Annotated in this window: 9 protein-coding genes; 3 read left to right on the top strand and 6 right to left on the bottom strand. The window is 68.2% G+C overall.

The features are described from left to right. The first annotated feature begins 90 nt into the window (after positions 1-90). From L8F97_RS09565 to L8F97_RS09555, 3 genes are read left to right on the top strand one after another with little or no spacing between them, the layout of a single operon-like run. Entirely contained in the window at positions 91-1,215 is a 1,125-nt protein-coding gene (locus tag L8F97_RS09565) for an 8-amino-7-oxononanoate synthase (protein WP_242148858.1), read from the top strand. After that, positions 1,212-1,826: a dethiobiotin synthase gene (gene bioD / locus L8F97_RS09560; RefSeq protein ID WP_242148856.1), complete on the top strand. Its 615-nt coding sequence runs from the start codon at positions 1,212-1,214 to the stop codon at positions 1,824-1,826. The genes L8F97_RS09565 and bioD overlap by 4 nt, the downstream gene beginning before the upstream one ends. Next, positions 1,823-3,073: an adenosylmethionine--8-amino-7-oxononanoate transaminase gene (locus tag L8F97_RS09555; RefSeq protein ID WP_242148855.1), complete on the top strand. Its 1,251-nt coding sequence runs from the start codon at positions 1,823-1,825 to the stop codon at positions 3,071-3,073. Before bioD ends, L8F97_RS09555 begins: the two co-directional genes overlap by 4 nt. 23 nt (positions 3,074-3,096) lie before the next feature. Here the strand turns inward: L8F97_RS09555 and L8F97_RS09550 are convergent, their stop codons facing one another. From L8F97_RS09550 to L8F97_RS09525, 6 genes are all read right to left on the bottom strand, one after another. Beyond that, complete coding sequence (locus L8F97_RS09550) at positions 3,097-5,349, bottom strand: glycoside hydrolase family 88 protein (RefSeq protein WP_242148853.1); 2,253 nt, start codon at positions 5,347-5,349, stop codon at positions 3,097-3,099. Between the two features lie 142 nt (positions 5,350-5,491). Beyond that, positions 5,492-6,940 carry a mannitol dehydrogenase family protein gene (locus tag L8F97_RS09545; RefSeq protein WP_242148851.1) on the bottom strand — a complete coding sequence of 483 codons (1,449 nt, stop codon included), beginning with the start codon at positions 6,938-6,940 and terminating at the stop codon, positions 5,492-5,494. Next, entirely contained in the window at positions 6,937-8,349 is a 1,413-nt protein-coding gene (gene uxaC, locus L8F97_RS09540) for a glucuronate isomerase (protein ID WP_242148849.1), read from the bottom strand. Before uxaC ends, L8F97_RS09545 begins: the two co-directional genes overlap by 4 nt. Before the next feature lie 43 nt (positions 8,350-8,392). Next, the gene (locus L8F97_RS09535; protein WP_242148847.1) at positions 8,393-12,274 is read right to left on the bottom strand and encodes a LamG domain-containing protein; all 3,882 of its coding nucleotides are present in this window, start codon (positions 12,272-12,274) and stop codon (positions 8,393-8,395) included. Between the two features lie 22 nt (positions 12,275-12,296). Next, a complete protein-coding gene (locus L8F97_RS09530) occupies positions 12,297-13,559 on the bottom strand; it encodes an MFS transporter (protein WP_242149095.1) in 1,263 nt (420 codons plus the stop codon). Positions 13,560-13,767: 208 nt separating this feature from the next. Continuing rightward, positions 13,768-15,246 carry a UxaA family hydrolase gene (locus tag L8F97_RS09525; protein WP_242148845.1) on the bottom strand — a complete coding sequence of 493 codons (1,479 nt, stop codon included), beginning with the start codon at positions 15,244-15,246 and terminating at the stop codon, positions 13,768-13,770. Between the last annotated feature and the right edge of the window lie 30 nt (positions 15,247-15,276).

Here is a 15,276-nt window from a genome sequence, read left to right as displayed (position 1 = left end):
CCGGGGTAGCGGGTCGGCAGAGCTTGTCCAGCGCCGCGGCGCAGGCGGCCGGGTTGAGGATTTCCCCAACTGCTTTAACGAACAGCGGCCATGTCGATCCTTGCCGCCCATGTTGACGATCTTGCCAATCTCGCCGCGCGCGACCGGCTGCGCGCTCTGATGCCCCGGCGCGGTGCCGACTTCTCCTCGAACGATTATCTCGGCCTTGCCGACTCACCCCGGCTACGCACCGCGATTGCGGAGGCGCTGGCGCGGGGCGTGTCGGTCGGATCGGGCGGGTCGCGCTTGCTGCGCGGTAACGATCCCGAGCATGACGCGCTGGAGGCGGACGCGGCAGCGTTCTTCGGCTGCGAGGCGACTTTGTGGTTCTCGAGCGGCTATGCCGCCAACGCCGCGCTGCTCGGCACCTTACCGCAGCGTGGCGATCTGGTGGTGCACGACGCGCTGATCCACGCCAGCGCGCATGAGGGGATGCGGCTTGGCCGGGGCGAGGCGGTCGCGGCGGCGCATAATGATGCTGGCAGCTTCGATGACGCGATCACCGCGTGGCGCGCGCGCGGCGGCACTGGCCGGGCGTGGATCGCGGTGGAGAGCCTGTACAGTATGGATGGCGACCACGCGCCGCTCGCCGAACTCGCCAGCGTGGCGGCCCGGCACGACGCATTCCTGCTGATCGACGAGGCGCACGCGACCGGCGTGTTCGGGCCGGGCGGGCGTGGGCTGGCGGCAGCGTACGAGGGGCGCGAGAACGTTGTCACCTTGCGCACCTGTGGCAAGGCGCTCGGCTGCGAGGGTGCCTTGGTCTGCGGGCCGGCGACGGTGCGCGACTTCCTTGTCAATCGCGGGCGCGGTTTCATCTTCTCGACCGCGCCGTCGCCGCTGATGGCGAGCGCGGTACGCGGCGCGCTGCGCATCCTCGTCGACGAGCCTGAACGGCGCGACCGGTTGCATGCGCTGGTCGCTTACGCCGAGCATAGGCTGGCGGTGTGCGGGGTTGCGGCTACCGGATCGCAGATCCTTCCGCTGGTGTTGGGCGATGACGCGACGACCATGCGCGTGGCGGGCGCGGTGCAGGCCGCCGGCTACGACGTGCGCGGCATCCGCCCGCCGACGGTGCCGGTGGGCGCGGCGCGGCTGCGGATTTCGGTGACGCTCAACACGGATGAAGCGGCGATCGATGGGCTGGCGCGCGCAATCATGGAGGCACTGGCATGAGCACGATCGTCGTTACCGGCACCGACACCGATGCGGGCAAGACCGTGTTCTCCGCGGGCCTCGCCGCCGCGCTCGGCGCGACCTACTGGAAGCCGGTTCAGGCGGGGCTGGACGACGGCACCGATGCTGCGCGCACCGCCGCGCTTGGCGTGACGAAGATCCTGCCCGAGGCGTACCGGCTCAACACCCCATGCTCCCCGCACCGCGCCGCCGAGATCGACGGGGTGACGATCGATCTCGACCGGCTCACCCCACCTGTGGTTGACGGCCCCCTTGTGGTGGAAGGCGCTGGTGGCGTGCTGGTGCCGGTCACGCGCACGGTGCTGTTCGCCGATCTGTTCGCGCGCTGGGGGCATCCGGTCGTGCTGGTCGCCCGCACCGCGCTCGGCACGATCAACCACAGCCTGCTGTCGATCGAGGCGCTTCGCGCTCGGCGCGTGCCGATCCTCGGCATCGCGTTCACGGGTGATGCCAACGAGGATAGCGAGGCGACGATCACGGCGATCGGCAGGGTGAAAAGGCTCGGGCGGTTGCCGCGTCTCGATCCGCTCGACCCCGCTACGCTGCGCGCAGCATTTGCACAGCATTTCCAGCTGGAGGATTTCGCGTGACCGACTCCCCCGTCTGGCACCCCTTCACGCAGCATGGCCTCGGCGAGCCAATCCCGCTCGTCACGCATGCCGAGGGGGCGGCGCTCTACACGGCGGACGGGCGGCGGATCGTCGATGCGATCTCGTCGTGGTGGGTGACGACGCATGGCCACGCCCACCCGCGCATCATGGCGGCGATCGCCGAACAGACGACGAAGCTCGATCAGATCATCTTCGCCGGCTGGACGCACGAACCCGCCGAGGCGCTCGCACGCGGCCTCAACGACCTGCTGCCGGACGCGCTGACGCGGGTGTTTTATTCCGATTCCGGGTCGACCAGCGTCGAGGTCGCGCTGAAGATGGCGCTGGGCTATTTCGCCAATCGCGGCGAAGCGCGCAGCCGCATTCTCGTGCTCGAACACAGCTATCACGGCGATACGATCGGGGCGATGTCGGTCGGCGCGCGCGGTGTGTTCAACCGGGCCTATGCGCCGCTGTTGTTTGAGGTAGGCACGATCCCCTTCCCCGCCGCCGGTCACGAGCAGGCGACGCTAGACGCGCTGGAGGCGGCGTGCCGCGAGCAGCCCGCCGCCTTCATCGTCGAGCCGCTGCTGCTCGGCGCGGGCGGCATGCTGATCTATTCGCCGCAGGTGCTGGCGGCGTTGCGCGACATCTGCACAGCGCACGGCGTGCTGTTCATCGCCGATGAGGTGATGACCGGCTGGGGCCGCACCGGCACGCTGCTGGCGTGCGAACAGGCGAGCGTGGTGCCCGACATCCTGTGCCTGTCCAAGGGGCTGACCGGCGGCGCGGTCCCGCTCGCGGTGACGATTGCGAGCGAGGGGGTGTACCAGGCGCATCTCTCACAGGACCGCGCGGCGATGTTCTTCCATTCGTCAAGCTACACCGCCAACCCGATCGCCTGCGCCGCCGCGCTCGCCAATCTTGGTGTTTGGCGCGACGAGCCGGTAGCCACCCGCATCGCCAGCCTGAGCGCGCGGCAGGCTGCGCGGCTGGCGGCGCTCGACCATCCGCGTATCTCGGCGAAGCGGCAGATCGGCACCGTCACCGCGCTGGAGATCGCCGATGCCGGCGGCGGGTACCTGTCCGCGCTGGGCCCGCGTCTGCTGGCGTTTTTCGGCAGCCGCGACCTGCTGTTACGGCCGCTCGGCAACACCGTTTACGTGATGCCCCCCTATTGCATCGACGATGCCGACCTCGACGCGATCTACGCGGCGATCGGCGAGGCTTGCGAGACGCTGGACTGAGGCGCGCTGAGCGTGCGGGTGCCTCACTTCCCCGCCGCCGGCACCGCGAAGCTCGGGTTCTGCCCCTTCACATAGGCTTCCCACGACGCCGGATCATGGAAGTCGCGGCCCTTGCTCCACGTCGCACCCATATAATAGACGAATGGCTTGCCCGGCGTGACCTTCACCACGACGAGGTAGTTGTCGGCATCCTCGGTCACTTCGGCGATCTGGCCGGGGTCGACCATCAGCGCGACACCCATCGCGCCCTTGTCGGGATCGGTCGGCCCCCAGAAGGTGAAGCGGCCGGTCGCCTTGTCGGCGACGTAGCGCGCCGGTGCGTTGGCGGTGGGACGCTTCTGGATGCCGATGCCGACCAGCAGCGGTGCGGGACTGTCGGATTGGAAGGTCGACACCATCCGCGTGAAGTTGGTGCCGGTCGGCAGCGTGAAGCGACGCGACTCCCACACCTTGCGGCCGACATCGACCGGCCACGGCGCATAATCGACGCTGAAGTCCGCCACATCTGGCCCATCCTTCAGGATCGTGTGGTGCGCCCAATTGCGCGAGGTCCACAGTTTGTGATCGTACCACACGCCAAGGCCGCCGGCGCCACGGAAGGTGTTGACGTTGTAGAAGTCGATTCCCTCGCCGTGGAAGTCATGCTGTTTGCCGGTGGCGAGCTGGCGTTCCATGAACGGCCACGCCACCAGCTTGCCCCACGCATCAATGCCGGAGCTTGACGGCGGCTCCTCGGCCTCCAAGGCGGGGCCGTAGATGCGATGCGCGGTGCGGTCGTTTTCCCACAGGATATCGTCGAAGCGGTACGGCGCGAACCGCACGGTGGCGCGCGCGGCCTGCTGGTCGGGGGGCGGCGTCTTCAGCGGCAGCGAGATGCGCGGATTGACGATGCCGTCCGCGCGCGGTGGCTGCGCGCCCGGCATGTCGCGCGACGGCTCGAACGCAAGGTCGGCGACCGCCTGATGCTCGGCGATGCGGCGTTGATAGGCGGCGCGCTGTTCGGGCGTGGCATCGGCGGGGACCGGCGGCGGCGCCCATGCCGGCGGCGCGGGCTGGCGGCGCGGCTCGGCGAGCGGCAGCGCCGTGACCGGCTGACCAAGCTTCATCACCTCGAGCCCGGCGAGGATCAACCCGGCGGTGCCGTACATCGCGTGATCGTCCGCCTTGGTTGGCCACGGCTGATCGCCCGGCAACTGCACATAGCCGAGCAGACCGTCGGGCTGCACCGCCCCCGCCAGCGCCGACCAGCCGCGCAGCACCACCGGCAGGTAGGCTTTGCGATCGAGCAGGCCGTGGTTGATCCCCCAGGCCATCGCATAGACGAAAAACGCAGAGCCAGAGGTTTCCGCGCCGGGAGGATCCTGCGCATCAAGCAGATTGGCGCTCCACAGGCCGTCGGGGCGTTGCAGCCTCGCAAGACTGGCCGACATGGCGCGCAGCGTGTCGACATACTTGTGGCGGCTCGGGTAATCGGCCGGCATTGATTCGAGCACGCGCGCGATGCCGCCGACTACCCAGCCGTTGCCGCGCGACCAGAACACGCGCTTGCCGTTCTTGCTGCGGCGATCGATGAAGCGCGCGTCGCGGAAATACAGGCCATCGGCGGGCGACCACAGCCGCTCGGTCTGCCGCCACCACTGCGTATCGGCGGCCTTGAGATAGGCCGGATCGCCGGTCAGCACCGACATGCGTGCGAACACCGGCGGCGCCATGAACAGCGCGTCGCACCACCACCACACCAGCCGGTTCGGCGCGGGATCGAGTTGGAGATACGGCGTGACGTAGTCGAGCCGCTGCTTGAGCGGCGCGAGTTCGCCTTCCCAGCCGCTGCGTGCGTACAGTTCCTGATAGGTTTCGCCGAGCGCGATGTTGTCCGCATCGAGCATCGAATGTGCGGACTGATTGCCTTGCAAGGCGAAGTTGAAGTGCTGCGCGGTATCTTGCAGCATCGCGTTGCCGCCCGACGCATCCGAAACGCGCGTGAGCCGCGTCAGCGCGGTGAGGAACGCGGCGGAGATCCAGTTGGCGGTGAGCGTCTGCACCACATCGCCGGTTAGCGCGAGTTTGCGATCGCGCAGAACGGCGATCTGCTTGGCCGCCGTAGCGTCGAGCAGCGCGAGCACCCGCGCAGGCTCGGGAATGTGCTTGGCATCGAACGTGGTTGCCGTCGCCGGCGGCTGCACCGGGGCGGCATGGCCCAACGCCGGTGAAAGGAAAACCAGCGGCGCGGCCGCCGCCAGCAGAACTGCGTGCCTGAACCCGTGCCCCGTTGTCACATGCCTCTCCCGCTGGCCGGGCATCGCTGTACCCGGTGTCATTCGGGATAGTGTTGCATATTATGGCAATGCGCAACACACTTCGGGATGAAGTTCTACAAAGCGAGCGAGGTAGATCAGCCTATCAAGCGCGCGTGCGGCATCACCCATACGGGCTGACTGCGGCACGTGCGCCGTCCTGCTCCAGCACGTCGAGGTGTGCGACGATCGTCTGACGCAGGTCCGCGTCGGCGGCGAAGCCGAAGAAGCCCAGCAAGGCATCGACGCGCTCAGCCGCATCGGCCGCGCCAGCCGACAAGGCACCAAGGTGCGCGGCGGCCGGATCATCGACTGTAAAGCGCTCGCCGACATCCGTTTGCCCGGACTGCCAGCGCATCCACGCCGCCACCGCCAGCGCCAGCGCATCGGCGGACTGGCCCGCCGCGCGCCGCCCGGCGATGGTCGCGAGCAGGCGTTGCGGCAGTTTCTGCGATCCGTCCATCGCGATCTGGCGGGTGCGGTGCTGGAGCGCGGAGTTCGCGAACCGGCCCATCAGGTCAACGCGATAGGCAGCGATGTCGAGCCCGTCGGGCGAGTTCAGCGTCGTCTGCGCCTCATCCCACAACGCCTCCACGAAGCCACGCCCGGCGGGGGTGGCGACGAACTGGTGGACGAAATCGTCGCCGGCCAGCGCGCCGAGATAGGCAATGCCGGAATGCGCGCCATTGAGCAGGCGCAGCTTGGCGTCCTCCCAAGGCGCGACCGATTTGGTGAGTTGCACGCCAAGCGCACTAAAGTCGGGCCGTTCGGTCACGAAAGTGTCTTCGACCACCCACTGCGTGAAAGGTTCGGTCTTGACCATTGCGCGATCTTCAACACCGAGATCGGCGGCAAGCGCGGCAATATCCTCCGGCGTGGTGGCCGGCACGATGCGATCGATCATCGAGGCGGGGAACGCCACTTCGTTCGCGATCCAGTCTGCCAGCGCGGGATCATTGGCCCGCGCCACCGCCAGCACCGCATCGCGCAGCAGCTTGCCGTTGTGCGGCAGGTTGTCGCACGAAATCACCGTCAGCGGCCCCAAACCTGCCGCCCGACGCGCGGCGAGGCCGGCGGCAAGGAAGCCCGGCGCGGTACGCGGCGCCGCGAGCGAGGCGCAGTCCGCCGCCACATCCGGATCGTCCGACAGGAGCGTGCCGGTGGCGCGATCAAGCTTATAGCCTTTCTCGGTGATCGTCAGCGTGACGATCCGCGCGTCCGGGTGGGCGAGCGCGTCGATCACCGCCTGCGGATCTTCGGGCGCGACCAGCACCGCCTGTTCCGCACCGACAATCGCGGTGGTGCGGGCATCACCATCGCGCACCACCAGCGCATACAGGCAATCCTGCGGCGCCAACTGGTCACGCACGCCCGCCGAGCGCAGCGAAACCGAGGTGATGCCCCAGCGCAGATCGCCCGCCGCAAGCGCCGCCTCGAAATACGCCGCTTGGTGCGCGCGGTGGAACGCGCCGATGCCGAGATGCACCACGCCGCGCTTTACGCCCGCCCGGTCATAGGCCGGGTGGGCTACGGTGGCGGGGACGCGCCCTAGCGTTTCATTCGACAACCTCACAGCTTGTACGCCGCCTTGGCGAGATCATAGGCAAGCGCGTGGACGACTTCGTGCGCCTCGTCCTCGGGCAGGCGATGTTCGGCGACGAGCTGCGCGAGCCACACGCAGTCCATCCGCCGCGCGACATCGTGCCGCGCCGGGATCGACAGGAAGGCGCGGGTATCGTCGTTGAAGCCGACCGTGTTGTAGAAACCGGCGGTCTCGGTGGTGCGCTCGCGGAAGCGACGCATCCCCTCCGGGCTGTCGTGGAACCACCATGGCGGGCCGAGGCGGAGGCAGGGATAATGGCCGGCGAGCGGCGCCAGTTCGCGGCTGTAGGTATCCTCATCCAGCGTGAACAGGATCAAGGTGAAGCGCGGATCGGTGCCGTAGCGGTCGAGCAGCGGTTTGAGCGCATCGACGAACTCGCCCTCGGTGGGGATATCGGCGCCCTTGTCGCGGCCGAAGCGCGCCAGCACGGCGGCGTTGTGGTTGCGATGCACGCCGGGGTGAAGCTGCATCACCATGCCGTCCTCGGTGCTCATCCCCGCCATTTCGGTGAGCATTTGCGCACGGAACAGCTCGGCGTCCTGCGGGCTCGCGCCGGCCAGCACGCGCAGGTACAAAGCGGCAGCATCCTCGGGCGACAGGTCGGCGGTGCGGGCCGAGGGGTGGCCGTGATCGGTCGAGGTCGCCCCCGCCTCGCGGAAGCGCGCACGATGGAAGCGATGCGCGGCGAGATAGCCGTCCCAGGTCGATACGTCTTCGCCGGCGGTTTCGCCGAAGCGGCGCACATTCTCGGCGAAGTTGGCGGCCTCGGGATCGACCACCGGATCGGGGCGATAGGCGGTGACGACGCGCCCGCCCCAGCCGCTCGCGCGGATGGCGGCGTGGTGGACGAGCGGATCGAGCGGGCTTTCGGTGGTGGCGATCGCCTCGATATTGAAGCGTTCGAACAGCGCGCGCGGGGCAAACTCGGGCGTCTTCAGCGCGGCGTCGATCGTGTCGTAGTAGTGGTCGGCGGTTTCGGGATCGAGCAGCACGTCGAGCTTGAACACCTCCGCGAACACCCAGTCGAGCCACATACGTGACGGCGTGCCGCGGAACAGGTGATAGTTCGCAGCAAGCAGATGCCAGATTTTCCGCGAATCCGTGCTCGTCAGGCTGCCGTCGACGGTCGGCACGCCGAGCTGCTCCAGCGCGGTGCCCTGGCTGAACAGCATGCGGAACACATAATGGTCGGGCACGATCAGCAGCGACGAGGGGTCGCTGAACGGTTCGTTGTTGGCGAACCACGACGGATCGGTATGGCCGTGCGGGCTGATGATCGGCAGATCCTTGACGCCGGCATACAGCCGCCGGGCGATGTCGCGGACGGTCGGCTCGGCCGGGAACAGCCGGTCGGGGTGGAGCGTGAGCGGTTTGGTCATGCAGGCGGGCCGTTTCGCGAAGAGGAGCAGGAATGCGCCATCCTTAGTGGGACGGACGCGGTGCGGAAAGGGTGGTGCCGTTCAGCGCCTGACGCGGCGGCAGGCCGAATGCGTCGGCGATGTGGCTGCCGACGACGGCGGTGTTGTTGGCGGCGCTAGTCTCCGTCGGCGTACCGTCGAGCGTGAGCGTCACGCGCAGGCCGTTCGCCGCGACGCCGCGTGGCAGCGGCAGCGCGACGGTCGCGGTCTTGGGGAGGAGGTCGAGCGGCGCGGCGAGGCCGGCAAAGCGCGCGCTGCCGATCGTGCGGCCGGTTGCGTCGGTCAGCGTGGCGGTGCCGGGCGGCGTCGGCTTCGCACCGAGGCTGTGCACGGTGACCGAGAGCTTGCCGCGCGCAGGCGTAAGGTCGTCCGCCGACAGGCCGATGTCGGGGCGGGTCGCGGGTTCGTCGCCGGCGCGAATCCGTTCGAACGCATAGGTCGCGGTCTGGCGCGAAGGCAGTGTGAGCGCCACACCGCGACCGTGTTCGAGCGTCACCTCCCGCACCACCGGCGCGGCATCGCCGTCGCGCTCGGTCAGCCGCCAGGTGCCGGCGGCGAGTTGGTCGCCGGTCATCGTCGCGCTAGCCGGGGTCGCCGCCATGTTGAAGGTGGTGACGGTGAAGCGTTCGGGATCGCCATTGGGAATGAGGATGCCGACCTGCTCCGCCGACACTGCGCCATCGAAGCGCCAGCGCACCAGATTGCCCGGGTAATAAGCATTGCGGCGATGCGCGACGCCGCCAAGCCGGGTGCGTTGCAGGATCTCGCTCGGCACCGCCACGCGGTCCGACCACAGATGCGCATCGGTGAGGACCGGCATACGGTGGCGATCGGCAAGGATTTCCGCGCCGTACAGATCGGCGAGGATGCCGGTGTCGCCGCGCTGCTGCCAGGTCACGAAGCGTGCGAAGTCCTTGTCGGTCGATCCGCCGAGATTGCGGTCGATCGCGCCACCCTCGCCCGCTACCTTACCCGCCGCCACAGCGGCCGCGAGCGCAGGGCCGTCCGGCGTGCGCGCCATCAGATCGGCGTTGAGCGCCGACACCGCACTGAGGTCATGTCTCGCCATGTCGCTGGCCATCGGCCGCAGATAGCGCGCGTCCCCAGTCCAGTCCCATGCTGCCCAGAACGCATTCGCGGCGCTCGCCACGCCATTGCCGGTGGCAGCGTCGGTCTTCCATTCGATCTCGGCAGGGAAGCGCCAGTTGCCCTTATTGTCCTGCTTGCCATGCGCGAGCCAGCCGTCGAGCACACCCAGCACGGTGGTCTTCACTGCCGGTGCGCCGTTGTAATCGACCAGCAGCAGCCCGGGGTGCAGCACCAGAAGGCTGTACGGCTTCTGCCACCCCCACACGCCTTCGCGGACGATATCGGTGCCGCTGTAATAGGAGGTGACGAAGTGGCGGTGCCCGGCGGGATTGACCTCGGTCAGCCGCTGATAGTTGCGCGCCACCGCCATGCCGCGCTCGATCGCGCTCGGGTCGCCCCAGTCGAGCTGCATCGCCTGCGCGACGGTGTTGATACCATCCTCGTAGCTGTGCAGTTCGTCGGCGCGGATGCGGCTGAGCCCGTCCGACCACATGCCGTTCTCGAACGTTGCGTCGAGCACCCGCCGCTGCGAGGCGGCGAGCCGCTCCGGCTCGACCCCCATCAGCGCGAGCGGCACCCACTGGTTGACGAGATCGGTATCGTCGGACAGCCCGCCGCCGAACTCGCCATCGGCAATCTGGCGATGGTCGATCCACCAGTCGACGAACTTGCGGTAGAGCTTTAGGTCCTCGGTCTGGCGGAACGCCCATAAAGGCACGCCGGCGGGAGCTGGCTCCAGCGCGAGCGGGGCGTAGGGCTGATCGGGGTTCTTCTCGACCCAATAGGCGCGCGCCACCGCGTTGTCGGGCTCGACCCGCAGCACGTCGCCGATGTCGCGCGCGTAGCGGGTGAAGATCGGATAGGTGTCGGTGTTGGGCTGTTCCTCGACCAGGAAGGCGAGGTTGTCGCGCGCCTGCTCGAGCCGGTCGGCGACGTGTTCCGGCTTTGCGGCGGCGGCCGGTTTGTAGACGAGGCGGACGTGTGTGCCGGCGAGTGCTGCGGCATCGAAATCGGGCGCGGCCGAGGCGATGACGATGTGCAGGCTGGCGCCTTCGGGCAGGATACGGTCGCGCGTGTCGAGCCACAGCGTCCGCGCCTCGCCCGGCTTCACCGCGACGTTGATGTCGAGCAGGTCGCGGTCATCCCACGTCGGGTCCTTGACGCGGATGTTGAGCGGCACGAGGCCGTCCACCCCCGCCGTCACCTTCAGCGCGGGCAAGTCGATCGCCACGCCGTCGAGGCCACCGCCGAGATTGACCGCACCGTAGGAGAACCGCCCGCCCTGCCCGATCCGGCTGGTATCGCGGAAATCGCCGGGGACGAGGATGTGAACGATCGGCATCCCGTCGCTAGCGCTGGCAACGACAGGCCGCCGCAGCGCACCGGCAGGCAAAGCGACGGCGATGCGGCGCTCGTCCGCGACGAAGCGGCCGGCGATATGCGCGCGCACATCGTCGAGCGGCGGATAAGCCGACGGGTCGGCGGTGGGGTCGACCACATAGTCGAAGCTGGCCAGACCGGCGGGCACTTGGCCGGGTGCGACGTGGTAGACGCCGATCTCCTCGATCGGAGTTTCCTGCGCGGTGTTGTCGAAGCGGATCACGCCGCCGTGGCGTTCGCCGCCAAGCTGGGTGGAGGTGCGTTCCAGCCCGGCGGCGCGGGTCAGCACGGTGGCGGCGCCGTCGCCGCTTTCGCGCGCCAGCGTGCCATAGGCGGGGCCGTTGATCTCGACGCGGTTCCACGCCTCGTCGGGCAGGGTCAGCGTGTAATGCTGGCCGCCGGTCGCGTAGACGTTCCAGTCGGGCAGTTCGAAATAGTCATGCCGGCCGAGCAGACGCGAACGGTTGTAGACGCCGGGCCATGTCGTCTCGCGGATGCCATCGGCGCCGCGGAACATCTTTTCCTTCTGGTCGCGCGTGTCGGTGAACTCGACCTTGCGGATCGCGGTGACCGGATCGGCGAGGTACAGCGGCGCGCTCGGTTGGTTCCAGCCGTAACGCTGCGCCCAGTCGGCCCGCACCGCCGCATCGGCGAGCGCGCGCGGCGGCGCTGCGGCGGCGGGCGTCTCGGCTTGGGCGAGTTTCGCGACGGCGGCGTCGTCGAGCGCATGGTCGTAGACACGCACCTCGTCGATATCACCGGTGCGCAGGTAATTGTACGCGCTCTGCACCTGATAGGGGGCGATGACGCGCTGAAACGGGCCGAAGCCGAACAGCCCGGCGTCATACACCGCCTTGCGCTCGTTCCGCGCGACCGGCTTGCCGTCGATCCACAGCCGAACGCCGCCCTGCTCGTCCCACGCGAAGGCGATGTGCGTCCACGCATCCGGCGCGGGCGGCGTGGCGACCCGGAACGACACGCGGGTGCGCGCGAGGCCGGTGTCGGTGACAAAGGCGTCGAAGCCGTGGCCGTTCCAGTCGATACGCAGGAACGTCATATCCCAGCTCGTCCCGTCCGCGCTGCCCGCGCGGAAGATCGGGAACGGGGTGGTGCCGACCGGCGTGCCGGCGCGGAAGAAGAACGACAGCGTACCAGCTTGCGCATACATGTTGCCGGGCGCCGGCCACGCCAGCGCGAAGCCCGACGCCGGACGCAGCGCCTTGCCGACGCGCCCGTCGGGCGTGGTGCCGACCTTCCTGACGATCAGCGGCGCGGTGCCGCCACGCCCGGTCTCGGCGGTGGTGCCGTGTTCGCCCGACAGCGAGAACAGCAGACCGTCTTCGGCGGATTGCGCCATCGCCGCGCCGGACCAGCAGGCGGTGGCGAGGATGGCGATGCGAAGCGTGCGAGCGAACATGGGCACCCCTTCAGCGATGGTGTCAGGCGGGGATCGTCACCCGCGCGAGGCGTGGCGAGAGGACGTGCACCACCAGCAGCGCGACGAAGTACGCGGCGGCGGCGACCAGGAAGATCGGCGCGTAGCTGCCGAGCTTGTCGAGAACCTGCCCGATGTACAGCGAGAAGATCATACCCCCGACCCCGCCGAGCGCACCGCCGATGCCGATCACCGATCCGACCGCCGAGCGCGGGAACAGATCGGAGGGCAGCGTGTAGAGGTTGGCCGAGAATGCCTGATGCCCCGCCGTCGCCAGCCCGATGATGCCGACCGCCACCCACAGATTGTCGACCGACTGAACCGCGAAGATCGGCAGGATCGCGAACGCACAGATCAGCATGGTGGTTTTCCGCGCGGAGTTGACGCTCCACCCCGCCTTCATCAACCGTCCCGACAGCCAGCCACCCGCGATCGAGCCGATATCGGACAGCAGATACACCACCACCAGCGGTGGCCCGAACGATTTTAGATCAAGATGATAGCGGTCGCCGAGATAGCCCGGCAGCCAGAACAGATAGAACCACCACACCGGATCGATGCAGAACTTGCCAATCGCGAACGCCCAGGTTTCCCGAAAGCGCATGATGTCGCGCCAGCGCATCGGCGTGGTCGGGTCGGCCGGGTCCTGCTCGATCCACGCCAATTCTTCCGGCGTGACGCGGCTGTGCTTGGCGGGCGAACGGTACATGATGACCCAGGCGATCAGCCACACGAAGCTGACCACGCCGGTGATGACGAACGCCGGGCGCCAGTTGCCGCCGTAGATCGCCACCAGCCACGGCACCAGCAGCGGCGTAACGATCGCGCCGACGTTGGAGCCGGCGTTGAACACGCCGATCGCCAGCGCACGTTCACGCGCGGGAAACCATTCAGTGACGGCGCGGATCGCGACCGGGAAGCTGCCCGATTCGCCGATGCCGAGCGCGAAGCGCGCAATCGCGAATTGCGTGATGGTGTTGACCGCGCCGTGCGCGATGTGCGCCAGCGTCCAGATCGTGAAGGCGACGGTATAGCCGATACGCGCGCCGACCACATCGACGAAACGCCCGAACCCGATATAGCCGATCGCATAGGCGCACTGGAACCAGAACACGACGTTGGCATAGTCGATCTCGGTCCAGTGGAGATCGTTGGCGAGCACCGGCTTCAGCACGCCGATCATCTGGCGATCGACATAGTTGATCGCGGTGACTGCGAACAACAGGCTGCATATTACCCAGCGGTAGCGGCTGGACGGGGGCGCCATTGCGGCAGCACCATTGCCGGAAACCGGTGTCAATGCTTCATCGGCCGAACTGCTCATCCATCTCCCTTCCACGTGTCTGGTCGGTTCTGTGTCGAAAGCTGTTCGCCTCGATCTGCCGATTCATCAGTGATTTCCAATATATGGGCTGTTCGCCAGATACTGCTGTTTTCCGGCGCTGTATAGCCGTTTCACCGGCGTCAGGCGCGCGTCACAGCGTAACGCCACGTTTCCAGATTGCCAGCCCGCGTTCCTCATTCCGTTCGTTGCGGGTCGGTTCTCCGGAGGCGATTGCGACGATCCGATCGAGCAAGCGATCTGCGGCGACGTCGAGCCCGTCGTCGAGCACCGCGCCCGCATCGAAATCGATCCAGCCGGGCTTGGCGGCGGCGAGCGCGGCGTTGGAGGCGATCTTGACGATCGGCACCGGGCTGCCGAGCGGCGTGCCGCGCCCGGTGGAGAACAATGTCAGCGTCGCGCCAGCCGCTGCCAGCGCGGTGGTAGAGACGGCATCGTTGCCGGGCGCCTCCAGCAGCGTCAGCCCCGCACGTCGCACCCGCCCGGCATAGGGCAGCACGTCGGTGACGGGGACGTGGCCGCCCTTCTGCACCGCGCCGAGCGACTTCTCCTCCAGCGTGGTGATGCCGCCACGGATGTTGCCGGGGCTGGGATTCTCCGACACCGGCTCACCGTTGCGGACGAAATAGGCTTTGAAATCATTGACCAGATCGACCAGCGCATCGAACGTCTCGCGGCTGGTGCAGCGGTCCATCAGCATCTGTTCAGCGCCGAAGATCTCGGGGATCTCGGTGAGGATGACGCTGCCGCCCGCATCGCCCACCCGGTCGGCGATGCGGCCGATCACCGGGTTGGCGGTAAGACCGCTCAAGCCATCCGAGCCGCCGCACTTCACCCCCAGCGTCAGCCGGGAAAGCGGCACCTCCGTGCGCACATCCTGCGCGGCCAGCGCGACCAGTTCGGCGATCGCGGCCTGCCCCTCCGCCATCTCGTCCGCCGAGGCCTGTGCGCCGACCACGCGGATGCGGTCGCGCCGTTCTGCCGGGATCAGATTGAGCATGCCGGTCAACTGATTGGATTCGCATCCCAGTCCGACCAGCAGCACACCCCCGGCATTGGGATGCGACGCCAGCCCGCTGAGGATCCGCGTGGTGCCGGCAAGATCGTCGCCAAGCTGCGAGCAGCCGAACGGATGCGGGAAAGCGACCACCGCATCCACCCCGGCGGGCAGTCCCTCGTTCGCGCGCGCGGCGATCCGTTCGGCGGTGCGACCGACGCAGCCGACCGAGGGGATGATCCAGATTTCGTTGCGCGTGCCGACCGATCCGTCGGCGCGGACATAGCCCCGGAAGGTCGCCGTGCTCGGCGCCTGCACCGGCGCAGGCGGCGCCGGATCGTAGCGATAGCTGCCGTTGGTGGCGAGCGCGGTGGCAACGTTGTGCGTGTGAACGTGCATGCCGGGCGCGATGTCGGATCGCGCGGTGCCGATCGGGAAGCCATAGCGCAGCACCGGCTGACCAGCTGCCACCGGTGTCACGGCGAACTTATGGCCGGCCGGAATTGCATCGGTCAGCACCACGTCGGCGTCGTGCACGTGGATCACCTCGCCCGCCGCGAGCGGCTCCATCGCGACTGCGACGTCATCCTCGTTCTTGACCTTGATCGCCCGCATTTCGCACCTCTTTTGTCTGAGTAATCCGAG

It is taken from the genome of Sphingomonas sp. BAUL-RG-20F-R05-02, assembly GCF_022662305.1.
Lineage (GTDB): Bacteria > Pseudomonadota > Alphaproteobacteria > Sphingomonadales > Sphingomonadaceae > Sphingomonas.
The sequence above is the reverse complement of the archived record's forward strand: the minus strand, read 5'-3'. Positions and strand labels throughout refer to the sequence as shown.

Coding starts and splice junctions, on each gene's coding strand:
- L8F97_RS09565 (WP_242148858.1), top strand. CDS start 91: ATGTCGATCCTTGCCGCCCATGTTGACGATCTTGCCAATCTCGCCGCG.
- bioD (WP_242148856.1), top strand. CDS start 1,212: ATGAGCACGATCGTCGTTACCGGCACCGACACCGATGCGGGCAAGACC.
- uxaC (WP_242148849.1), bottom strand. CDS start 8,349: ATGACCAAACCGCTCACGCTCCACCCCGACCGGCTGTTCCCGGCCGAG.
- L8F97_RS09535 (WP_242148847.1), bottom strand. CDS start 12,274: ATGTTCGCTCGCACGCTTCGCATCGCCATCCTCGCCACCGCCTGCTGG.
- L8F97_RS09530 (WP_242149095.1), bottom strand. CDS start 13,559: ATGGCGCCCCCGTCCAGCCGCTACCGCTGGGTAATATGCAGCCTGTTG.
- L8F97_RS09525 (WP_242148845.1), bottom strand. CDS start 15,246: ATGCGGGCGATCAAGGTCAAGAACGAGGATGACGTCGCAGTCGCGATG.